The following is a 21498-nucleotide window of genomic DNA, read 5'->3' as shown; positions in this document are numbered from 1 at the left end:
CGACGCTAATCGTAGTGACCCTGCGGCGTGCCCGCTGCCGATGCTGGGTCATTGTCTGTAGAATCCGGGCCATGCGAAATACGCTGATCGATCCCTACGAACATTTGCCGCGAAGTGTGGTGGTCACGGCCAACGACTACCCGGCGGGACTCACATTTCCAGAGCATGCCCACGCGCGCGGGCAATTCGCGTTCGCGTCGCGAGGCTTGATTACGGTGTCGACGCCGCAGGGCCGGTGGTTCGTGCCGCCGCAACGTGCTTGCTGGGTACCCGCCGGTGTCTCGCACGCCATGACGATGAGCGGCCCGGTGACCATGCTCAATACCTTCGTGACGCCGCATGCCTCGGGGGCCGCCGGTTTGCCGGATCGCTGCTGCGTGTATGGGGTTTCGCCATTGCTCAGGCAGTTGCTGGAAGACGCCGTCGATCTGCCGCCGATGTATGACGAAGACGCGCGCGACGGCAAACTCATGGCGTTGCTGATTGCCGAGATGGCCGCGATGCCGCGTCTGTCGTTACATGCGCCGCTGCCTGACGATGCGCAACTCGCAAGCGTTTGCCGGGCGGTATTCGCCGCGCCCTCGATGACGACCGGTCTCGACGAGGCGGCGGCCATGGCATCGATGAGCCGTCGCACATTCACGCGCCGGTTTCGTGAGCAGACGGGCGTGAGTTTTGCCGAATGGCGTCAACAGGTCTGTTTGCTGGCCGCGATTGCGCGGCTGAACGACGGGCAATCCGTGACGCGTGTCGCGCTCGATCTGGGGTATGGGAGTCCGAGCGCGTTCACGGCGGCGTTTCGCCATGTGCTGGGTGCGGTGCCCAGCCGGTATCTCGCGGGGTCGGATTGAGCGCTTGCGATCTGTGAGATTCATCGGGGCGCTTCGGATGAGTGCGCCCCGATGGGTTTGTGCTGTCGCGTGTGAGGTCTCGGATCAGGGAACCGTAGGCTGCACCAGTCCGTCTTCACGGAACATGTGTTTGATGCCGCGTACCGCCTGACGAATGCGCGACTCGTTCTCGATCAACGCGAAGCGCACATATTCGTCTCCGTACTCTCCGAAGCCGATACCCGGCGAGACCGAGACCTTGGCCTGCGCAAGCAGCTTCTTTGCGAATTCGAGCGAGCCGAGCGCGCGGTACGGTTCCGGAATGCGCGCCCAGATGTACATCGACGCGCGCGGCAGATCGACCGCCCAGCCGGCTTCCGTCAATCCTTTGTAGAGCACATCGCGGCGGCGCTGATACTGGGCGCGAATCTCTTCGACGCACTGCTGATCGCCCTCGAGTGCGGCGATGGCCGCGACCTGCAAGGGCGTGAACGTGCCGTAGTCGTGATAGCTCTTGATGCGGGCGAGGGCAGAGACCAGATCGGCATTGCCGACCATGAAGCCGATGCGCCAGCCGGCCATGTTGTAGCTCTTCGAGAGCGTGAAAAATTCGACGGCCACGTCCTTCGCGCCAGGCACCTGCATGATCGAGGGCGCTTTGTAGCCGTCGTAGACGATATCGGCGTAGGCCAGATCGTGCACCACGAGAATGTCGTGTTTGCGGGCCAGATCGACCACGCGCTCGAAGAATTCGAGTTCGACGCACTGTGCCGTGGGGTTCGACGGGAAGCCGAGAATCACCATCTTCGGCTTCGGATGGCTCTCGCGAATGCCGCGCTCGAGTTCGGTGAAGAAGTCGATGCCGGGTGTCATCGGCACGGAGCGGATGTTCGCCCCCGCGATGACCGCGCCGTAGATGTGGATCGGATACGATGGATTCGGCACGAGCACCGTGTCGCCCTGATCCAGCGTGGCGAGCATCAGGTGGGCGAGACCTTCCTTCGATCCGATGGTAACGATGGCTTCGCGCTCGGGATCGAGATCCACGTCATAGCGATCCTTGTACCAGCGCGTGATCGCGCGGCGCAGACGTGGAATGCCGCGCGAGGTCGAATAACCGTGCGTGTCGGGGCGTTGTGCGACTTCGACGAGCTTGCTGACGATATGCGGCGGGGTCGCGCCATCGGGATTGCCCATCGACAGATCGATGATGTCCTCGCCACGGCGGCGTGCCGCCATCTTCAGCTCGGCGGTGATGTTGAAAACGTAGGGGGGAAGGCGATTGATGCGCGTAAAGCTGCGCGAGCTCTGGGAGCTGGACATGGCAATCCTGGAACGTAAGCGCCCGGAACCGTCCGAGCGACGCCGGTGTGCTGGCCACACCGTGACGGCGACTTTAGCGCGGCGCGGCCCCCTTAGGCAAGCGTTTTTTTGCGCGACGCGGCGCGGAATCCGTCGGTTATGATGGGCGCCTCTTGAGTTCGCGCATACGAGGAATTTCGATGGCGTATCTGTACCTGCTGGTGGCGATCGTGGCGGAGGTGATTGCGACGTCGGCGCTCAAGGCATCGGAGGGATTCACGCGGGGCGGGCCGGTGGCGCTGGTCGTCGTGGGTTACGGCGTGGCGTTCTACATGCTCTCGCTCACGCTGCGCACGATCCCCGTGGGCATCGCCTACGCGATGTGGTCGGGGCTGGGCATTGTGCTCATTTCGATAGCGTCGCGCGTGCTCTTCGGACAGAAGCTTGACGCGCCCGCCATGGTCGGCATGGCGCTCATCGTCGCGGGTGTTCTGGTGATGAATCTCTGGTCGAAATCGTCCGCACATTGACGGGCGTTGCCGTTACACGTCTGTCTCGGCCTCGGCCAGCACGGCCTTGAGCGCAGAGATGCAGGTGTCGATCTCGGCACGTTCGATGACGAGTGGCGGTGCGAGACGCAACACCGTCGCACGCGTTTCCTTCGCCAGTACGCGACGGCGCAGCATGCGCAGTGAGAGGTCGTGCGCATCGGCGCGTGCCGGATCGATTTCGATGCCGGCCCAGAGGCCGCGTCCTCGCACTTCGCGAATGAGGGGCGAGTGTATTGCGTGCAGTCGCGAGAGCAGGTATTCGCCCATTTCGGCACTTCTTCCCGGCAGGTCTTCGTCGGCCATGACGTCGAGCGCTTCCAGCGCGACGGTGGCGGCCAGTGCGTTGCCGCCGAAGGTCGAGCCGTGGCTGCCGGGCTCGAACAGGTCGATGATGTCGCGTCGTGCGACGAAGGCAGACACGGGCAGCAGGCCGCCGCCGAGGGCTTTGCCGAGCATGACGCCGTCGGGCACGATGTTCTCGTGTTGATAGGCGAACCAGCGGCCGGTGCGCCCGAGTCCCGATTGGATTTCGTCGAGCAGCATGAGCACGTTTTGTTCGGTGCATAGCTGGCGCAGGGCACGCAGGAAACCGTCGGGCGGCAGCACGATGCCGCTTTCGCCCTGAATCGTCTCGAAGAGTACGGCGCAGGTGTAGGGCGTGATGGCGGCGCGCACCGCCTCGATATCTCCGAAGGGAACGCGGACAAATCCGGGAGCGAAGGGGCCGAAGTCGGCGCGATAGGCGGGTTCGGAGGAGAAGCCGACGATGGTGGTGGTGCGTCCGTGGAAGTTGCCGTCGGCGACGATGATTTCCGCCTGATCTGCGGGGATGTGTTTGACGCTGTAGCCCCAGCGACGGGCGGCCTTGATTGCCGTTTCGACGGCTTCCGCACCGGTGTTCATGGGTAGCGCGCCGCCGAGTGTCGTGAGGTCGCACAGACGTTCGAGAAAGGCGCCAAGCCGGTCGGTGTAAAAGGCACGGGAGACGACGGCGAGGCGTTGTGCCTGAGCGGTGAGCGCGGCGACCAGACGCGGATGCGCGTGGCCGTGGCTGACGGCGGAGTAGGCGCTCATCATGTCGAGATAGCGATTGCCGTCGACATCCCAGACCCAGACGCCTTTGGCGTGAGAAAGCACCACAGGAAGCGGTGCGTAGTTATGGGCGCCAAAGCGTTGTTCGCGTTCGATTTCGTTCATGACGCGCTCCTCCACGCAAGTAGTCTAGATGCGAACGGGATGGAGCGCAAAGGGGGCATATCCCGAAGTGGCGCCAATGAAATTGGCATGCGTGTGCGCTATAATTGCGGATTACTCGAATGTGATGCGCAAATGGCAGCGCGGGCAATTGCGATTCAGGCGCTTCACGACCTTCATCACATCGAGACCCGCCGGCAGCGACGCTCGGTCGCCGCCATCACGCACTGCCCATAGCTCAGTTGGATAGAGCATCGGCCTTCTAAGCCGACGGTCGGGGGTTCGAATCCCTCTGGGCAGGCCAGCAACGTCAAGGGCTTACGTTCGGCCGCTTCCATCGAGTCGCGTGTTCATCACACTTTCATCACAGTGAGGACGCATGGCGACTATCCGAAAGCTCGGCGCGAAATGGCAATGCCAAGTGCGAGAAAAGGGACACCGTGCCTCTGCGTGAGGCTGGAACGTGTCTTAATTCCGGCAGCAGTCCAATTCGCTCAATTGCACACAGGCGTCGAGCAGGGTGGACTTGTGAACCACGCCGAGCAACTGGCGGGTGTCGCCATCGACGGCGGGAAGACGCTCGCCCTGATGCTGCATGAAGCGCTGGAGCGCGTCGGTCAGCGACATGTCCGGTGTGATGACTTGCAGGAATTCCTCGCGCAAGACGTTGCGCGCGGTACGTCCTGTCATGTCGTTGCCCTTGTGCATCGCCGACGCGATGTCTTGCAACGCCACGACGCCAAGATACGTGCCGACGGCATCCACGATATAAACGTACCTGACCGGATATTCCAGGAACACCTTGGAGATATCGTCGAACGTGGCGTCGAGCGTCAACACCGTTTCTGCTGGCCGGATCAGCTCACGCATACGGATGCCGCGCAGCCGCAGACGAGCGCCTGCGTCGCGATGACGCTTGATGGTCACCTCGTACATCGACGCCTCGCCGCGCGAGCGCGCCACGAAATATGCCACTACGCATGCCAGCATCAGCGGCAGTACCGCCTGATAGCTCAGCGTCATCTCGAAGATCATCAGGATTGCCATCAACGGGGCGCTCGTCGAGGCCGCCAGGAACGCCCCCATGCCGACCATCACATACGCAAACGGGCCGGATGTTGCCCCCGGCCACAACGTGTGGACCAGTGCTCCGACGAGATAGCCGATGGCCGCGCCCACGAACAGCGTCGGCGTGAAGACGCCGCCGACCGCCCCGGAGCCGGTCGTCAGCGCGGTCGCGATCACCTTGAATACGAGAATCGTCAGAACCGTGCTCCACGCCCATTGGTCGTGCAACAACGCGTTGACCACGCTATAGCCGTTGCCCCACACCTGCGGCACCCAGATCGACAGCAAGCCGACGCCGAGGCCACCCAGCGCCAGACGTAGCGGTAACGGAATCGACAGCCGCTGGAAGCCGCGCTTCGACACGTTCAGCAATCTCAGGAAGGGCGGGGACAGCGCACCGCACAGCAGGCCCAGCGCCAGGAAGCACAGCACTTCGATGCCATAGATCGGCGGGAACGCCGGCATTTCGTACGCCGGCTTATAACCCGGTAGCTCCCGCATGGCGATGTTGGCCACGACGGACGCCACCAGAATCGGCCCGAAACTGCCCATGGCGATCGAGCCGATGACGATTTCGGTGACGAAGAAGGCACCCGCGATCGGGGCGTTGTAAGCACTCGTCAGACCCGCTGCGGCGCCGCAGGCCACGAGAATGCGCAGGCGCGCAGGCTCGAAGTGAATGGCACGGCCCACCAGCGAAGACGCCAGCGCGGCGAGCTGCACCATCGAGCCTTCCCGGCCGATCGATCCGCCGGAGGCAATCGTGAACAGCGACGAGATGCTGCGCAGCAGGCTCTGACGCACGGGCAGGCGTCCCTCGCCGAGCGTGACCGCTTCCATGTAGTCCGACGAGGCGCCTGACGGCACATGCCGGGCCCAGACGAGAAAACCGCCGGCGATCAGGCCGCCAACGGTCGGGAAGGCGACGCGCAGGTACCAGGGAAGGCCCTCGGCCATCTCGACGAGCGACCCGCTGGTGTTGCCGGTCAGCCACCATTGCAGCCCGTGAATGCTCTCGCGAAACGCCAGCGTGGCCAGCGCGCCAAGCACGCCGCAAATGGCGGCCCACAGCAGCAGGGTGTGGTCTTCGGACGGGCGTAGCCAGCGTGTGGCGCGCAGCCGCCCGCGCAACAGCGTGACAAGTTTGTGATGCGAATGCGACATGGCCCTTTGCGGATTGATGCGGCGTGTGGCGCGAGCCACGGCCCGGTTGTCTCCCCATGCCCCCGTGTCGACGCATGGACGCTATTGTCGTCCGCGAGCAGAACCCGCGTTCCTCGCGCGACGCATTCGCCCGATCTGAATAGCGAGACAGTCGCTGTCGGTGCGGCTCGCCGCGTGCGTCGTTGGCGGCGCTTACGCGTTGTACTGCGCCACGCGGGTCAGCATGCTGCCGTCGTCCTGTACGCCGGCGGCTGGAATACGCACGCCCAGGCCGTCACCCCGGCCGGCGCTCGCCAGTCCGTCGTGCACGGCGCCCAGATCCTGCTCGGCCAGCGACTTCAGATGGTCATGAAATCCGTGGTACTCGGCGCTGACCACGTTGCGACGCGCGGCGGCGAAATGCAGCGTGACGGCTTGCGCCACGATGGTCGAAAAGCACTGTGGCGTGGACGTTACGCCTGCGGCCTGCGCTATTTCGTCGAGCGCGAGCCCCCCACTCACTCCGCCGCACAGTGTCAGGCAATACTGGATATGGGAGATCGCCTGGGCCTGGAGCAGCGCTTTGAACTCGGCAAGGCGATGGGCCGCCTCGCACGCAATCACGGGCAGCGACGCATTGATTCGGCGCATACCGTCGATGTCGTCGAACGGCACAGGCGACTGGATGGCCGCCACGTTGACGCAGCGCAGATCGGCGATCCAGTCGTCGCTCGTCGCGCTGTCGAGCTGATTGACGCCGTCGACCCACAGCAGGCCGTCCGGGCCAAGGGCATTGCGCACCGTGGCGATGCGGGCCAGATCGTCCGCCCACGCCACGCCGCCGATCTTCATCTTGACGTGACGAAAGCCGCGCGAGCGGTACCCTGCGATTTCGTCGTGCAGCGCGGTGAGCGGATAGTCGTCCCGATACAGGGCACCGCTGGCGTAGGCCGGGGCGTCGGCGCTCTCGCCGCCAAGGGCTTGCCACAGCGGCATCTGCTGCGTACGGGCCCACGCGTCCCAGAGGGCTATGTCAAGGGCGCTGGCGGCCGCAGCGCGCGCCCAGCCGTCGTCGGCGGGCAGCGCGGCGCACAGGCCAGCGGCCGCATCGCGCGGATGCGCGATCTCGCAGCCCGCCGCTAGCGGGGCCACCACCCGACTCAGTTCGTCGAGCACCGAACGGCAGTCCGTATAGCGCGACCAGCCTTCGCCGATGCCCTGCACGCCGTCGGCGGTCTCGACGACAACCAGCGGCGCCTGACGCTCGCGCCAGCGGAATGCCGGATTCCAGGCCCGTCCGTCGAGCTGACGATGAAACGCCAGCACCGTCACACGTACGATCTTCATGTTTGCCTGCCCTCCATCGCCGCTGCGCCGCGTCAGCCTGCGGCGCGCATCAGATTGGCCACGGCCACGCGGCTCGCCGCCAGATCCCACGCGGCCGTGCCGACACTCTTCACGACGATCGGACGTGAGAAGTCCGGCGTCTGACCGAACGCCGTCGCCAGCGGGATCACCGTGTTCCAGTCGACGCCGGCGCGCATCAGGTCGCCGGCCTCGACCGACACGCCAACCGGATCGTCGACGTAGATCGTGCTGGCATCCAGCGTAGCCTTGCCGATTTCGGCCATCTCCGGCTTGAAGGCGCCCACGCCCACCACCACACGACCCGGCCGGCCCACCTCGTCGTAGACCGGTTCGAGGCTGGTCGTCACCGTGATCACAGCATCTACGGTTTCGGGGATGCGTAGCGGATCGGCCGGGACGGCATTGGGGAAGGTTTCGCGCATCTCATTGCAGAACGCCTCGGCGATCGCGAGGCTCGTGCCTCGGACCAGTAGCCGGGCATCCGGGAAGATGGCCGCGATGGCCCGAACGTGATGGCGGGCCTGCGTGCCCGTGCCGTACATCAGAATCTCGCGCGGCGCATGCGGCAGGCAGGTACGAATGCCCAGCATCGTGACGGCGGCTGTGCGGCGGCCGGTCACTTCGGGGCCGTCGAGCAGGGCCAGCGTCCTGCCCGTGACGGCATCCAGCACGGTGACCTGACCGTTGATGGTCGGCAGGCCGCGCCCGGTATTGGCTGGCACCACGGTGATCAGCTTGTGGGCGACAAGATCGTCGGCCACGGCCGGCATGCTGAGCATCACACCCTGCTGCATCGGCACGACCAGCCGCTCGGGACTGGCGATCTTGCCGGCCGTGTACTCGATCATGGCGTCGCGCACCGCGTCGAGCAGGGTGGGGTAGTCGAGCAGACGGGCGGTCTGTGCCTGATCGCAGACGGCGAGGGTTTCAGTAGCGGACATGGGGCGGGGCTGGGCTTTGTCGGTGTATGGCGTCTCGCCATCCATTGCGGGGCCGGCGCGTGTGCTTGTGGTGCACACGGGGCGCGGCCGCCTGCAACAGACGTCAGTGGCTGCGAATGTCGGAGAGAAACGCCTGCGCGCGCGGGTGTTTCGGGGCGGTAAAGAACGTTTGCGGATCGGCGCGCTCGAGTAGCGTGCCGCCGTCCATGAACCAGATGGTGTCGGCCACGTCGCGCGCGAACTTCATCTCGTGGGTGACGCAGACCATCGTCATGCCTTCGCGCGCGAGATCCTTCATGACGGCCAGCACTTCGCCGACCATCTCCGGATCGAGCGCACTGGTCGGCTCGTCGAACAGCATCACCGGCGGCTTCATCGCCAGCGCGCGGGCAATCGCCACGCGTTGTTGCTGGCCGCCCGAGAGTTGGCCGGGATGCGCATCGGCCTTGTGGGCCATGTTCACGCGCTCGAGAATCGCGTGCGCTTCGTCAATGGCGGTCTTGCGGTCGATGTTACCGACCCACAGCGGCGCGGCAACGACGTTCTCGATCACCGACAGGTGGGGAAACAGGTTGAACTGCTGGAACACGAAGCCGACGTGGCTGCGGAAGCGGTTCAGATCGAGGCCGCGGGCATGGATGTCCTGACCGTCGACGCTGATCTGGCCGTTGTCGATCTCTTCGAGACGGTTGATGGTGCGGATCATCGTCGACTTGCCGGAGCCCGACGGGCCACACACCACCACGACTTCACCGCGACGGACTTCGGCGTCGATGTCGCGCAGCGCATGGTAGTCGCCGTACCATTTATTGACCTTGGAGAAGCGGATCATGAAGGAACTCCCTGGCGGCGCGCGCTGCGTGCTCGCACGGATGACGGCTTACGGGCGCCGGCCGCCGAACGTCGCGCGGCGATGCGCGCTTCGAGCCGGCGGGCAAACTGGGTAATCGAGAAGCACAGCACGAAGTACACGATGGAAAGCAGGAAGTAGACCTTGAACGGCTCCGTGAGCAGCGCGTTGTTGACCTGGCTGGCCGCATACGTCAGTTCTTGCACACCGATGATGAAGCCGAGCGAGGTGTCCTTGAGCGCCGTGACGAACTGGCCGACCATACTCGGCAGCATGTTGTAGAGCGCTTGCGGCAGCACTATGCGACGCATGCGAACGTGGTAGCTCATGCCGAGGGCCTGAGCCGCTTCGGTCTGCCCCTTGGGCAGAGCCTCGATGCCGGCGCGCACGATCTCGGCGAGATACACCGCCTCGAAGATCACCAGTGTGCAGGCCATCGTGGTGAAGCCCGCCACCGGGCGGCCGACGATCGCCGGCAACACGAAGTACGCGCCAAAGACCAGCATCACCAGCGGAATGCTGCGCACCAGATACCGGAAGCCGATGGCCGGCCGGCGGATCCAGGCGAACGGACTCAACTGGGCCAGCGCCAGCACGATGCTCAGCGGAAACGCCAGGCCGATGCCGATGATCGACAGCAGTACGGTGGCGGCGAGGCCGCCCAGCGGGCCGTTCGGATACGCGCCGATGAGCAGCAGCACGCCGTAGTCGCGCAAGATGTCGAGCATGGCTTACCTCCCCGGCAGGCGCGTGCGGCGCGCAACGACCGCACCCAGCCACATCAACGACAGGGCGATCACGACGTAGATGGCCGTACTGATGCCGAACACGTCGAACGTCAGGAACGTGCGGTTGGCGATGTCCTTGGTCACATATGTGAGTTCGACCACGCCGATCACCATCGCCAGGCTCGTCGTCTTGACCAGCAGGATGCTGCCCGAGACGAGCGGCGGAATGGCATGACGCATCGCCTGCGGCAGCACCACGCGGCGCATCGAGCCGAGATAGCTCAGACCGATGGCGCGGGCGGCTTCGTGCTGGCCCCACGGCACGCTGCGCAAACCGCTGCGGATGTCTTCGGAAATGTAGGCGCCGTAGTACAGCGCGATGGCCACGACCGACAGGTAAAACTCGCCATGGTTGGCGTTGAGCCAGTCCTGCACGACATCGGGCAGCAACTGCGGCACACCGAAGTACCACAGGAAAATGTGGACCAGCGGCGGCACGTTGCGCTGGTATTCGACGAACACAACCACCAGCCATTCGAGCACACGCACACGCGTCATGCGTAGCGTGGCGAGCACAATGCCCACGAGGAACGCCGTCGCCCAACTGGCGATCGCGAGCACCAGGGTGCCCGCGACGCCTTGCAGCAGCAAATGCCCGTTCTCGCCGGTGAGGATCGTTTGAAACGCGGACAGGGTGCTCACGGGATACGCCGCTGAAGAGCACTCAGATGGGGCGGTCGGACCATGGCCGTCACGTCAGCCCTTGATCGGCTGGATCGTGAACGTGCGCTGCAGCTTGTACTGCGAGCCGTTGCCGAGCCACTTGTCGAAAATCTGGCGCGCTTCTCCCGACGTTTCCAAGCCGTGTAACGCATCGTTGACGGCTTTGAGCATGCCCGGCTCGGTCTTGCGCACGCCGATGCCCCACACTTCCTGGCCCACCGGCGGCTCCACCGTCTTGAACTTGTCGGCATTGGCGCCGAGCTTACTGATCAGACGGCGCGAGACCACTTCCGACACGCTGAACGCATCGACCTTGCCCTGCACTAGCGCCATGAAGGCCGTTGGCGTGTCTTCGAAACCGACCAGCGTTGCCTGCGGCACCGTCTTGCGAACGAAGCCCTCGGTGATGCCACCCTTGGTGAAGCTCACGCGCTTGCCGTTCAGGTCGGTGGCGCTTTTGTAGCCCTTGTCGGCACGTACCACCAGCTTGTGCTCGCTCACGTAATAGCCGTCGCTGAACGCGACCTGTTCGGCACGCTGCGGCGAGTAGCCCAGGCCGGCGACCAGCAGGTCGAGACGGCCTTGCTGCAATTCGGGAATGCGGGCTTCGATGGCCACCGGACGCACTTCCGCCTTCACGCCAAGCTGTTTGGCAACGGCATTGCACATGTCGACGTCGTAGCCGACCACCTCCCGGTTCGGGGCCGTATAACCATAGGGCTCGAACGTGGCGAGCACGCCGCACGTCAGCGTGCCGCGCGCCTTCACGTCAGACAACTGATCGGCCGAGGCGGCGCTACTCGCGCTCAAGAAGCCGCACGCACCGAGTACTGCTACCAGTAAACGCGTCTTGAACTGCATGTTCTTTCTCCAGATGGGTCGCTGTCGCGCTTTTTTGGTTCGTTAAGGGAACCAAAATGCTGAAAGGTGGAAGGAATTTCAGTCGATGCGAGGTATCTGGATTGGATGCTAGACCAAATTGGACTTGTAATCAACCAGTCAAAAATAAAAACACTCTCTCGAGAGCGGTAACCGGAAATCGGTGAAATATGGCGGATTGGGCAAAGATAGTGCAATAGTGACGAGTTTCTGGCTGTGTGCGAAATGCGGTGATAGGCGTGCGGTGGGTCCTGTTACACCGTGCGGGCTCTTGGAATTGGTCGAATTTGGGCTATTATTCTGACCAGATTGGTAATGTGGTGTGGCGAGCGTTCGCCATGGGTCGGGCGGACTGGCGGCCCGCCGGATCGGCCTCGGCTGCGCGAGCGCGCCTCGCAGGCAGATCAATAGATGAAGGGGGGAGTTATGACGTCAGCACGTCCCGAACTGGACGGCGAGTTTCGGCCGTTGCAGATCTATCAGCAAGTGTCGGAAAAGATTCGCGCAGAGATTCGCGCTGGCCGGTTTGCGCCCGAGGCGCGTCTGCCGTCCGAGCGTGAGTTGGCTTCCCGGTTCGGTGTCGGCCGACCCGCGGTGCGCGAAGCGATCGGTGCGCTCCAGAACGAAGGGCTGGTCGTTACGCGTCGCAACTCGGGCACTTACGTCGTGCCGGGCGCAGCGCAGATCCTTGCTACAAGCCCGGCGAGCGGCTCGGCGTATGACGTGGACGCGGATTTCAGCCCGACATCGACGCTCGATGCCCGCCTGATCCTGGAGCCGGCGATCGCCCGCAAGGCCGCAAGCCAAGGTAAGCGAGACCGCATGGCCGAGCAGTTCCTCGATCAGATGGAAACCATTCAGGACATCAGCGACCCGGAGCAACGTGCGCTGTGGAACAACAGCGACCGGCTGTTCCATCGGCAACTCGCGATCATGACCGGCGACGCCCTGCTCGTGCGCATTGCCGAAGAAGTGGCAAAAACGATGGATCAGGCACTGTGGAAGCGGATCAAGGACGACGGCATTTACGATGCCAATCGCATCCATCTCTATGCGGCGGAGCATCGCATGATCTACGAGGCGATTGTGCAACGCGATGCCGAGAGCGCGGGGTTCTATGTCGAGCAGCATATTCAGCGAGTGCGTCGCGATATTGCGCCGAAGTGAGCGTCGGAAGCTGGGGGGCGAGTTTCTCGAAATGGTGTGTGGAGCCGGTGTCAAGCTCGAAAAAATGCACCTCAGAGGTGTGAAAGCGGGTTTCGATCAGGTCTCCGGCGACGCCGAATCCCGACGGCGGTGTGCGCAAGAATTGATTCGCGACCAGGGTGACCTGAATTTCCTCGCGGCGCAGCAAAAAAAGCCCGCCGATTGGCGGGCTTTTTTCGTGTGTCGCCGCAGACGAACGGCCGACTAAAGCACGGAGTGCCGTGTGCTCAGGCCACCAACCTCAACGCGTTGTCTTGTGCCAGCGCCGGTTCGTCCTGGCGCGGCCCCGTACTGCGCGCGCCGATGCCATCGGCACGTAACCTGAAGAACGCGGCCGTGCTGGCCAGCGCTTGCGCCTGTTCCTGAAGCGCCCGGGCCGCAGCGGCCGACTGCTCGACAAGCGCCGCGTTCTGTTGCAGCCCCTGATCCATTTCATTGACGGCGATGCTGACCTGCCCCACGCCCTGGCTCTGCTCCCGCGAAGCTGCAGTGATCTCGTCCATGATGGCGCGCACGCGGCTCACTGCATCGATGATCTCGCTCATCGTCGCACCGGCCTGCTGCACCTGCCCGGCACCCGTGGCGATGCGCTGCGTCGAGTTTTCGATCAGTTCCTTGATTTCCTTGGCTGCCGCCGACGAGCGCTGTGCAAGCGTGCGCACTTCGCCAGCCACCACGGCGAAACCGCGGCCCTGCTCGCCTGCACGTGCCGCCTCGACGGCCGCGTTCAGCGCCAGGATGTTGGTCTGGAACGCAATGCCCTCGATCATCGACGTAATCTCCGAAATCGCCGCCGAGCCTTTGCTGATCTCGTCCATCGTACTGACCACCGACGACACCACGTCATGCCCCTTGCGCGCAATGCCCGAAGCGGACGACGACAGTTCGCTCGCCCGCTCAGCGTTCTCCGCATTCTGACGTACCGTGCTGGCCAACTCCTCCGCACTCGACGCGGTCTCTTCCACCGAGGCCGCCTGCCCTTCGGTGCGTGCCGACAGGTCGGCATTGCCCGCTGCAACTTCACGCGTGGCGTTGGCAATGGCAACGCTGCCGTCGCGAATCGACTCGACGGTGTGCGTCAGGCTTGCCTGCATCGCCACCAATCCTTGCAGCATGCGGCCCATCTCGTCTTGCGAGCGTACCTGGATGTCGTGGGTCAGGTCACCATGCGCAATGGCTTCGAAGTGCCCGATCGCTTCATTGACAGGCCCCAGGATTGCGCGGCGGAGCATCAGCCAGCTAAGAGCCGCCGCGAGCACACCGATCAGGATCGCAACGATGCTGCCAGCGCGAAACAATTGATAGTGGCTCTGTGCGGCGTCGAAGGTCTCCTTCGCCTGATTCAATTGATAGGTCTTGAGCGCCTGCGCAGCCGTCTGCATACGGGTGTAGATGGTGCCGACGTTCACCATCAGCTTGAGGATCTCGTCACGATCTCCACGCACGGTCGCTTCGCGGAACTGCGTCAGCACGTCTTCAGTGGCACGATACTGCGTGGTTACCTCAGCGGCCAGCTTGTCTTCGCCGGCGTCGCGCGGCAAGCTCAGGTAGCGGGCCCAAGCCTCTTCTGCGCCGGTGGCCACTTCTTTTTCCTTCGTATACATGAGCTTCGCATCGTCCGAACCCGGATTGATTGCCGCCCGGTCCAGCGACGTGCGCTGGCGGCCAACCAGGATCGTCATCTCTCCCACAGCAATGGACTTGGGCATTTGTTCAGCGTAAGTAACGCGATTGGCGTCGTTACTGTCGTGCATACCGACGAGGCCGAAAGCACCGATGGCGATCAGCAGTACGCCGAGAAATGCCATCGAAGCGGCCAGGCGGCCGTTTATTGAAAGACGGGAGAACCGCATGGTGTGTCCTTGCACTTTCCCGAACGTAGGGACGTCCGGAGGATTGGAGGATATCTGCAGCGCAGGGGCATTCGTTCGAAACCACCTGCATTCGAGGGTTTACGGCGATATATTAAATATATTTAGGAACGCCCTGACGAAATCCATTTCCGCACCTCTGCGGTGCATTTTCCGGCTTGACACTGACCCCACGCACCATTTCGAGCAAGTCGAGCCCCCAGCTTTCGACGCAGATGGCAAAGGTGGTCGTCTTTTGGGCTTTAACCACGCGGCTCCATTGTGGGAGTGCTAAGAGATGCTGGCGTTGTCCGTCAACGACTTATTTTGTCAACCTGCGGGTGTGTACTTCGGGGCGACGGCAAGCGTGAATGTGGGGAGCCTGGTGGCGGCCGCGCACGGCATTGCGGACGGCGACCTGCTTTTTTGCAAACGGGGGCGTGCCGAAGCGTAAATTCCCGGCGCTGCGGAAGATCAACGATGGCTTATGATGACTTCTCCAACGCTTTCGAAGTCACCCAAAATGCAAGTTTTCGTCGACGCCGACGCCTGTCCCGCCGTCATCAAGGAAATTCTGTTTCGCGCGGCGCGCCGCGAGGAAATTCAGGTCACCCTGGTCGCGAATCAATTCTTGCGTACACCGCCGTCGCCATTCATCAAGACGATTCAGGTGCCGTCGGGATTCGACGTCGCCGACGCGCGCATCGTCGAATTGGTCACTGCCGGAGACCTGGTGATTACCGGGGATATCCCGCTCGCGGCGGCGGTGCTCGACAAGGGCGGGAATGCGCTCGATCCGCGAGGGAGCTGGTTCTCGCCAGACAATATCCGGGAACGTTTGTCCGTTCGCGACATGATGGATCAACTTCGCATCGCCGGCATCGACACGGGCGGACCCGCGCCCTTCAGCCCCCGCGACGGCAAAGCGTTTGCGGGGGAGTTCGATCGCTTCCTCACTCGTTATCGCGCATCGGGCAACGCCATCAAAAGAACATCTCAAGATTGAGCCCGACGTGGGTGCGTGCCCCGACGTCGGCGCCGGCCACACCGTTGACGAACGCCGAAACCTTTGCCTTTCGATTCACCCGGTAGCCTACCCGGGCGCCATACTCCACCCAATTGAGGCGGTTCGACACTTGCGGCGAGAGTGCACCCACGCCGCCGACGTTCAACTGTGAGCCGTCACGGTAGCTGAAGCCATGCGCCCACGCGCCCCAGATCGCGGCGTCGATGGTCGAGGTGAAAGCATGCACCCACTTCTCGCGGAGTTTGAGCACGTTCATCGTGGACGACGCCGCCGGCATGCTCGCCTCGAACGGGTTGGCCGGTGACAGCACCTCGCTGTACGACCCCGTATGCAATACCTGGCGTCCGATTTCAAGGGATTGCGTCAGTTGATCGTTCGCCGTCACGTTGATCAGCATGCCGAGACGCGCAAATCCATAGGCTTGTCTGCCCGACGCACTGCCGCTGCCCGTCGCGGTGCCCGAGCCGTTTGCATAGTTGCGGGAGAAGCGGTAATTGCTGTCGGGCGAGTAGAAGCCGCCAGCTTCGCCGAACCACCCGATCCGGTCGTCGAGCATATAGGCGTAGCGCAGCTTGGCCGCTGCCGTAAAGGCCCCCTTCATCTCCGTATCCGAATAGCTCTCCGACGCATAGCCAAGGCCCGCGACAAGTTCGAACGGCGCCAGATTCAAATGCCCCGTGATCCCCGCAGCCAGCGAGCCGACCGAGCCGAACGCCGACACCCCGCTCGGCGCGCCCGACGGCGCGCCTTCCCCCAGCATCTGGTCGGTGAAGCCGTGCATCTGCCCCATGACGCTTTGACGCCTCTTGCCGACCTGATTGGCCGAGGCTTGCACCGACGCCGGCGTGGTGACACCCGCGATCACGGGAAGCACAGGGGCGGCTGGCGAGGGCGATCCGGGGCTCGGCGTGCTTGCCGCAGGGTTCTGCGGGGCGGCAGGCTCCGTTGCGGGAGGCGGCAACACCGTCGCATCGATATACCGGATGAGATAAGCCTGGCCGATGCCGTTTGTCGCCGGCCCGCTGCCGCTTCCAACGATGTACTGCCCGTTCGATGACAGGCCCGATACGCTGTTCAGGGTGATACCGGACATGCGCACCCCGGCATTCGCCAGCAGCGTTTGCAGATCCTGCATCCCCGTGGCGCTGGTCCAGCGAAAAACACGAAGGTCGCTGTTGGACGTTTGCGCGAGCCCCACGATCACAGACCCGCTGGCGTTGACGGCGCTCGCCAAGGACTGGGGGCCGCCCAGCGTTCCCAGATCGGCCATGCCCGTCGCGCCAGTCCAGCGAAAGGCGTGGACGGCGGTGTTGCCCGGCATCGCGGCAGCGCCGACGAAAACGGAACCATCGGCACTCATGCCGTAGAAGTAGGCGGTGTCCCCGCCAAATGTGCCGATATCTTTCATGCCCGTGGCGCTTGTCCAGCGAAACACCCGCGTTGCGTTGCTTATCGTGTTCGCCTTACCTGCCACGACGGCACCGTCGGCACTGACCGCCGACGCACTCGAGCTTCCGCCGTCGAGCGCCCCCAGATCCTGCATCGCTGTGGAGGCCGTCCATCGGAAAGCGCGTAACACATTGCCGCTAGTCAAGGCCTCGCCTACGACGACGCCGCCGTCGGCACTCACGGCAGATGCCGAGGAATTGTTGCCGCCCAGCGTACCCAGATCCGCCATGCCGCCGGCGGCTGTCCAGCGAAAGGCGTGCGTGTTGCCGATGGCTGCCGGATACGAACTGCCTACGATGACAGCGCCATCGGCACTGACGGCCGTTGCGTCGGAGGACACGCCGCCAAGGGTGCCGAGACTCTGCATCCCTGCGGCGGTTGTCCAGCGAAAGGCGACCACACTGCCATTGGACGCGGTCGTGGAGCGGCCGACGACGACGTTACCGTCGGCACTGACCGAAGTCACGTCGGAAAAGCGGCCGCCGAGCGTGCCGAGGTTCTGCATACCCGTGGCGGTTGTCCAGCGAAAGGCCTGTGTGTCGGTGAGAACCGTCGCTGTCCCGATCACGGCGGAACCGTCGGCGCTGATGCCTGTGGCACTCGACGCGCTGCCGCTACTTGGTCCGAGGAAAATGGGGGCGTCTGCGATCACGACGCCGGCCGCGAATGCTGCCGGGGTGAATAGCGCACCGATCGATAGGGCAACGAGCGAAATACGCGGGTGAGCGCTTCGACGGGACGAGAGGATGGGGTTCATCGTTGAGGACCGCAAAAAAACACGATCTTCCTCGAATCGAAAATCTCATACCCGGCCCCACGTCCCGGAAAACTTGACCGCCGATCCCACTGCTGACGTTGACCTGCCCGTCTGGCTCAGGACGATGCCGCCGTGCGCGTCGGCGGTGTGCGTTGAATGCCTTCGAGCCACCCTCGCACGGTGGCCTCATCACCCGGCGATGCCGGTTCGACGGGCTTGCGATCCGTGGTCTGTCTCGCGCTGGCGCGCACTTCGCGCGGACTGACACCGAATCGCCGGCGGAAGGCGCGGCTGAACACGCTCTCGCTCGAGAAACCGTAGCGAAAAGCAATCTCGATAATGCTGATGCGATTGCCTGTGGATAGCAGCAATTCGTCAAAGCACCTGTCGAGCCTGCGCGCCTGAATATAGGCCTGTACTCCGCCATCCGCCTGAAACAATCGATACAGGCCGGACCGTGAAATGCCCATTGCCGCGGAGATTTGCTCCGGAGACAGCGCATCGGTCGTCAGATAGCGATCGATGTGATCTCGAATCAGCCGCTTGACGCCATCCCGGATGACCTGCTGCGCGTCGCCCGCGTTGTCTAGCAGCTTCGACTGCGCACCGCCGAGCAGAATCAGACCGGCATTCACGGAGGCCGCCATTTCTTCGCTTGTCAGCGTCGGGGCGCTTTTCAACAACTCAGTCAGATGCGATGCCAGCAAGCGGGTTGCGCCTAATTCAGGGGCGAGCACCGCGCCATGCAGCTTCTGGTCGCGTAGCGACGTTGGGAGACGGTCGCGCGGTACGGTGAGCGTGATGGTCGAGAACGACGTGGTGCGGCTGTTGACCGTCTGCCCCAGATCCAGCACGCCGATCGCCCCCGCCGCTGCATTGACCGCGCGCTTGCCGTATTCGCCCTGAACGCCTCCCGAGGTGAAAAGCTGAATCAGCAGATGATCCACGTGGCTTCGCCGGATATCCATCGCGTTGCGCCGATGATCCATCGTGGCAGAGCAGGCGCTGCGGCTGATTAGGCAATCTCCCAGATGCGTGCCGCTCATCTCGCCCATGAAGCCGTGCGGACTTGCCTCGATTCGCACGTCGACATACGGACGCACCAACGCACGCCAAACCTCCGGCGCTTCCGGAAGCGCCCGGCTGTCGAACCGGGCGACGAACTGCCGTGACGCTTCGCGCATTGGCTCAGGCCTCCTCTGAAATCACCCGTAACAACTCGGCAAACCGCGCATCGCACCAGCGCATCACGTCGTTGGGTTCTCGCCCAAAACGCCAGAGCATACGCACGGGCAACTGCGGCAGACCGAGATCGTCGCAGCGCAATTCGTGAAGGTCTTCGTACTCCGCAATATCGATAGGGAGAACGGCCCAGCCGAGTTTGTCGACGACCATGCTGGCAATCACGTGGGAACTGTCTGCCCGCCAGATCGCCGGGCTGAGCTGCAATGGGGTGAAGTCGTCCATCTGCAACAGAATCTGCCGGTACTTCGCCAAATCGCCGCGTGTCACCTGATCGCGATAGGCCAGCGGATGATCGCCTGCGACGAATACGCCCTGCACAGCCGATCCGACGTATTTGTGTCCCAGCGCGGACGAAATCGCGCCGCGATCCACGTGAAAGCCCATGTCCGCTCGCTGCTTCTCGACATACTCCGCAACTTCCGTCGACGTGCCGTAGAGCAGCGTCAACTCAAGGTAGGCGAACTGGTGAGCGAGATCCCGCACCAGTTCGCTCACCGCCTGATACGGCAGCGCCTCATCGAGTGCCAGCGACAACTGCGGCTGCTCGCCGAACGCCAAGGCATTCGCGCGATGGTTCAGGCCCTCGGCCTGCCGCAGCAGTTCCTTGGCCTCGAGCAGCATCACCTCACCCTGATCGGTGAGTCTCGCATTGCGGCGACTCCGGTCGAATAGTTCAAATCCCAAATCGGCTTCGAGCAGCGAAATCGCCGTACTCACCGCCGACTGGGCTTTGCCGAGCCGGCGGGCGGCAGCCGATATCGAGCCTTCTTCCGAAGCCGCCACAAAATAGCGCAATTGTTCTATTGTCCAGTTCATTCATCCATTTTATAGATAGGTTCCAACTTTTTCTAACAGTAATTTCGAGGCAGAATCGTGCTTCTCCAATGTAAAACGCCAGATTGAAACGCCAGCATAGGCGAGGCGGCAGACGACCGGATCTCCCGGTCCGGTGGTCTCAGGTAAAGACCTCCTTCGCGCAACGCGCACCTGCCACCCACGGCGCTCCTGGAGAGACGTGGGCCCCCGGTTCCCCACCACTGGCTTCGCCACTGGTTGACGTCGCGCACCGAACGCGGCATCGACACCCTGACCGGATGTCGTAAATCCAATGCTCTTACATGTCACCGAAAATCGATAACCGAACCCGTTTCGGAATGCTAACTGGCGTGTCCGCCAGCCTGATCGCCAGTGTTCTCTTGCTCGCCGCCTGCTCGGATCGCGGCAAGAAAGACGCCGCCGATGCTACGCCCGAAGCCGTCGTGCGCACGGTCGAGCGTCGCGCCGAACCGCTGACGACCCAACAACCGGGCCGCCTGGAGGCCTACCGCAGCGCCGACGTGCGCGCTCGTGCGGGCGGTGTCGTCATCGAGCGCCGTTATCAGGAAGGTCAGAAAGTCGCCAAGGGCGACGTGCTGTTCCGCATCGACCCGCAACCGCTGTCTGCTGCGCTCGATGCCGCTCGCGGTGCGCTCGCCAAGGCGCAGGCCGAACACGATTCGGCACGCGACAAGATCGAGCGCTATCGCGGCTTGCTCGAAGAGCGCGCTATCAGCGCCCGCGAAGACGCCGAGTCACGTGCGGCTGAAGCCCGCGCGCGCGCAGACGTGCTTGCGGCCCGCGCAGAAGTCCGCAAGGCGGAACTCAACCTCGGCTATACGAGTGTTGTCTCGCCCATCGCGGGGCGCGTGCGTCGAGCCGAAGTGACCGAAGGCGCTCTCGTCGGACTCGACTCGGCCACGTTGCTCACACGCGTGGAGCAGATCGATCCGATCTACGTGAACTTCTCGCAACCGGCCGCGGAGGTCTACGCCATGACGCGTGATCTGCGCGCGGGCAAGCTGCAACACGGCAGCGAGTCGGCTGCGCCGCAGGTGCATGTGACGTTGCCCGATGGGCGAGAGTACACGTTGCCCGGCAAGCTGCTCTTCACCGATCTGGCCGTCGACCCCGGCACGGACACTATCGCCATGCGCGCCTTGCTGCCGAACCCGGACGGCGTGCTGCTACCCGGCGCGTTCGTGAAGGTGAGCATGCAAGGGGCCGTCAACCCGAACGTCGTACGTGTGCCCCGCGAATCGCTCACGCGCACGGTCGATGGCGCCGTGGTGCGCGTGGTCGATGCGCAAGGCGAGGTGCGCGATACGAAGGTGCATGCCGAAGCGATCGACGGCCGCGACTGGCTGGTGACGGACGGCCTCAAGGGCGGCGAGAAGGTCATCGTGCACAACGTCGCGCAGTTCTCCGACGGCATGCAAGTCAAGCTCAAGGCCGACACCACGGAAAGTGCCGCCAAGCCGGAAGCCCCCCGTGATGCGAAGCCGCAAGACAACGCCAAACCGGTAGCGCCCGCGCGCGCCGGTCCGGCCTCCAAAGCGGAGACGCAATAA

The 21498-nt window shown here is 63.6% G+C and carries 19 protein-coding genes and 1 tRNA gene; 6 read left to right on the top strand and 14 right to left on the bottom strand.

Annotated elements, in window-relative coordinates; translation table 11 throughout:
- The first annotated feature begins 71 nt into the window (after positions 1 to 71).
- Positions 72 to 851: a helix-turn-helix domain-containing protein gene (locus tag C266_RS15285; protein ID WP_010806979.1), complete on the top strand. Its 780-nt coding sequence runs from the start codon at positions 72 to 74 to the stop codon at positions 849 to 851.
- A gap of 84 nt (positions 852 to 935) precedes the next feature.
- On the opposite strand, the gene alaC is transcribed toward C266_RS15285, so the two are convergent.
- Complete coding sequence (alaC, locus tag C266_RS15280) at positions 936 to 2153, bottom strand: alanine transaminase (RefSeq protein ID WP_010806978.1); 1218 nt, start codon at positions 2151 to 2153, stop codon at positions 936 to 938.
- Between the two features lie 179 nt (positions 2154 to 2332).
- Here alaC and C266_RS15275 point away from each other — a divergent pair, with 179 nt between their 5' ends.
- A complete protein-coding gene (locus C266_RS15275; RefSeq protein ID WP_010806977.1) occupies positions 2333 to 2662 on the top strand; it encodes a multidrug efflux SMR transporter in 330 nt (109 codons plus the stop codon).
- 12 nt (positions 2663 to 2674) lie between these two features.
- Here C266_RS15275 and rocD read toward each other — a convergent pair whose 3' ends face one another.
- Entirely contained in the window at positions 2675 to 3880 is a 1206-nt protein-coding gene (gene rocD / locus C266_RS15270) for an ornithine--oxo-acid transaminase (RefSeq protein WP_010806976.1), read from the bottom strand.
- 111 nt (positions 3881 to 3991) lie between these two features.
- Positions 3992 to 4132 carry a hypothetical protein gene (locus C266_RS27785; protein ID WP_168162925.1) on the bottom strand — a complete coding sequence of 47 codons (141 nt, stop codon included), beginning with the start codon at positions 4130 to 4132 and terminating at the stop codon, positions 3992 to 3994.
- Here C266_RS27785 and C266_RS15265 point away from each other — a divergent pair.
- Positions 4105 to 4181, top strand: a tRNA-Arg gene (locus tag C266_RS15265). The two genes, C266_RS27785 and C266_RS15265, sit on opposite strands and share 28 nt — an antisense overlap.
- Before the next feature lie 164 nt (positions 4182 to 4345).
- Here C266_RS15265 and C266_RS15260 read toward each other — a convergent pair.
- From C266_RS15260 to C266_RS15230, 7 genes are all read right to left on the bottom strand, one after another.
- Positions 4346 to 6109, bottom strand: coding sequence for a ClcB-like voltage-gated chloride channel protein (locus C266_RS15260; RefSeq protein WP_010806975.1), 1764 nt, complete (start codon positions 6107 to 6109; stop codon positions 4346 to 4348).
- Between the two features lie 192 nt (positions 6110 to 6301).
- Positions 6302 to 7435, bottom strand: coding sequence for a mandelate racemase/muconate lactonizing enzyme family protein (locus C266_RS15255; RefSeq protein WP_010806974.1), 1134 nt, complete (start codon positions 7433 to 7435; stop codon positions 6302 to 6304).
- 32 nt (positions 7436 to 7467) lie between these two features.
- Complete coding sequence (gene lhpI / locus C266_RS15250) at positions 7468 to 8397, bottom strand: bifunctional Delta(1)-pyrroline-2-carboxylate/Delta(1)-piperideine-2-carboxylate reductase (RefSeq protein WP_036663218.1); 930 nt, start codon at positions 8395 to 8397, stop codon at positions 7468 to 7470.
- Positions 8398 to 8500: 103 nt separating this feature from the next.
- The gene (locus C266_RS15245; protein WP_010806972.1) at positions 8501 to 9229 is read right to left on the bottom strand and encodes an amino acid ABC transporter ATP-binding protein; all 729 of its coding nucleotides are present in this window, start codon (positions 9227 to 9229) and stop codon (positions 8501 to 8503) included.
- Positions 9226 to 9975 (bottom strand): amino acid ABC transporter permease, encoded by a 750-nt coding sequence (locus tag C266_RS15240; protein WP_010806971.1) that lies wholly within the window; start codon positions 9973 to 9975, stop codon positions 9226 to 9228. The genes C266_RS15245 and C266_RS15240 overlap by 4 nt, the downstream gene beginning before the upstream one ends.
- Positions 9976 to 9978: 3 nt before the next feature.
- Positions 9979 to 10677 (bottom strand): amino acid ABC transporter permease, encoded by a 699-nt coding sequence (locus C266_RS15235; RefSeq protein ID WP_010806970.1) that lies wholly within the window; start codon positions 10675 to 10677, stop codon positions 9979 to 9981.
- A gap of 54 nt (positions 10678 to 10731) precedes the next feature.
- A complete protein-coding gene (locus C266_RS15230) occupies positions 10732 to 11559 on the bottom strand; it encodes a transporter substrate-binding domain-containing protein (RefSeq protein ID WP_010806969.1) in 828 nt (275 codons plus the stop codon).
- 444 nt (positions 11560 to 12003) lie between these two features.
- Between C266_RS15230 and C266_RS15225 the strand changes: the two genes are divergently transcribed.
- Positions 12004 to 12744, top strand: a complete 741-nt coding sequence (locus C266_RS15225) for a FadR/GntR family transcriptional regulator (RefSeq protein ID WP_010806968.1) — start codon at positions 12004 to 12006, stop codon at positions 12742 to 12744.
- A 266-nt stretch (positions 12745 to 13010) separates the two neighbouring features.
- Here C266_RS15225 and C266_RS15215 read toward each other — a convergent pair whose 3' ends face one another.
- On the bottom strand, positions 13011 to 14636 hold the full coding sequence (locus C266_RS15215) for a methyl-accepting chemotaxis protein (protein ID WP_081636303.1): 1626 nt from the start codon (positions 14634 to 14636) through the stop codon (positions 13011 to 13013).
- Positions 14637 to 15156: 520 nt separating this feature from the next.
- Between C266_RS15215 and C266_RS15210 the strand changes: the two genes are divergently transcribed.
- The gene (locus tag C266_RS15210) at positions 15157 to 15639 is read left to right on the top strand and encodes a YaiI/YqxD family protein (RefSeq protein ID WP_010806964.1); all 483 of its coding nucleotides are present in this window, start codon (positions 15157 to 15159) and stop codon (positions 15637 to 15639) included.
- On the opposite strand, the gene C266_RS26285 is transcribed toward C266_RS15210, so the two are convergent.
- The 3 genes from C266_RS26285 to C266_RS15195 form a co-directional block, all read right to left on the bottom strand.
- Positions 15617 to 17866 carry a hypothetical protein gene (locus C266_RS26285; RefSeq protein WP_010806963.1) on the bottom strand — a complete coding sequence of 750 codons (2250 nt, stop codon included), beginning with the start codon at positions 17864 to 17866 and terminating at the stop codon, positions 15617 to 15619. The two genes, C266_RS15210 and C266_RS26285, sit on opposite strands and share 23 nt — an antisense overlap.
- Before the next feature lie 116 nt (positions 17867 to 17982).
- Entirely contained in the window at positions 17983 to 19050 is a 1068-nt protein-coding gene (locus C266_RS15200) for a helix-turn-helix domain-containing protein (RefSeq protein ID WP_010806962.1), read from the bottom strand.
- Positions 19051 to 19054: 4 nt separating this feature from the next.
- Positions 19055 to 19927, bottom strand: coding sequence for a LysR family transcriptional regulator (locus tag C266_RS15195; protein WP_010806961.1), 873 nt, complete (start codon positions 19925 to 19927; stop codon positions 19055 to 19057).
- A 338-nt stretch (positions 19928 to 20265) separates the two neighbouring features.
- Between C266_RS15195 and C266_RS15190 the strand changes: the two genes are divergently transcribed.
- The gene (locus C266_RS15190; RefSeq protein ID WP_051126352.1) at positions 20266 to 21498 is read left to right on the top strand and encodes an efflux RND transporter periplasmic adaptor subunit; all 1233 of its coding nucleotides are present in this window, start codon (positions 20266 to 20268) and stop codon (positions 21496 to 21498) included.

The organism is Pandoraea sp. SD6-2, assembly GCF_000389825.1.
Lineage (GTDB): Bacteria > Pseudomonadota > Gammaproteobacteria > Burkholderiales > Burkholderiaceae > Pandoraea > Pandoraea communis.
The sequence above is the reverse complement of the archived record's forward strand: the minus strand, read 5'-3'. Positions and strand labels throughout refer to the sequence as shown.

Coding starts and splice junctions, on each gene's coding strand:
- C266_RS15215 (WP_081636303.1), bottom strand. CDS start 14,636: ATGCGGTTCTCCCGTCTTTCAATAAACGGCCGCCTGGCCGCTTCGATG.
- lhpI (WP_036663218.1), bottom strand. CDS start 8,397: ATGTCCGCTACTGAAACCCTCGCCGTCTGCGATCAGGCACAGACCGCC.
- C266_RS15285 (WP_010806979.1), top strand. CDS start 72: ATGCGAAATACGCTGATCGATCCCTACGAACATTTGCCGCGAAGTGTG.
- C266_RS15260 (WP_010806975.1), bottom strand. CDS start 6,109: ATGTCGCATTCGCATCACAAACTTGTCACGCTGTTGCGCGGGCGGCTG.
- C266_RS15275 (WP_010806977.1), top strand. CDS start 2,333: ATGGCGTATCTGTACCTGCTGGTGGCGATCGTGGCGGAGGTGATTGCG.
- C266_RS15230 (WP_010806969.1), bottom strand. CDS start 11,559: ATGCAGTTCAAGACGCGTTTACTGGTAGCAGTACTCGGTGCGTGCGGC.
- C266_RS15190 (WP_051126352.1), top strand. CDS start 20,266: ATGCTAACTGGCGTGTCCGCCAGCCTGATCGCCAGTGTTCTCTTGCTC.
- alaC (WP_010806978.1), bottom strand. CDS start 2,153: ATGTCCAGCTCCCAGAGCTCGCGCAGCTTTACGCGCATCAATCGCCTT.
- C266_RS15240 (WP_010806971.1), bottom strand. CDS start 9,975: ATGCTCGACATCTTGCGCGACTACGGCGTGCTGCTGCTCATCGGCGCG.
- C266_RS15225 (WP_010806968.1), top strand. CDS start 12,004: ATGACGTCAGCACGTCCCGAACTGGACGGCGAGTTTCGGCCGTTGCAG.
- C266_RS15210 (WP_010806964.1), top strand. CDS start 15,157: ATGCAAGTTTTCGTCGACGCCGACGCCTGTCCCGCCGTCATCAAGGAA.
- C266_RS27785 (WP_168162925.1), bottom strand. CDS start 4,132: ATGCTCTATCCAACTGAGCTATGGGCAGTGCGTGATGGCGGCGACCGA.
- C266_RS15245 (WP_010806972.1), bottom strand. CDS start 9,229: ATGATCCGCTTCTCCAAGGTCAATAAATGGTACGGCGACTACCATGCG.
- C266_RS15255 (WP_010806974.1), bottom strand. CDS start 7,435: ATGAAGATCGTACGTGTGACGGTGCTGGCGTTTCATCGTCAGCTCGAC.
- C266_RS15200 (WP_010806962.1), bottom strand. CDS start 19,050: ATGCGCGAAGCGTCACGGCAGTTCGTCGCCCGGTTCGACAGCCGGGCG.
- C266_RS15195 (WP_010806961.1), bottom strand. CDS start 19,927: ATGAACTGGACAATAGAACAATTGCGCTATTTTGTGGCGGCTTCGGAA.
- rocD (WP_010806976.1), bottom strand. CDS start 3,880: ATGAACGAAATCGAACGCGAACAACGCTTTGGCGCCCATAACTACGCA.
- C266_RS26285 (WP_010806963.1), bottom strand. CDS start 17,866: ATGAACCCCATCCTCTCGTCCCGTCGAAGCGCTCACCCGCGTATTTCG.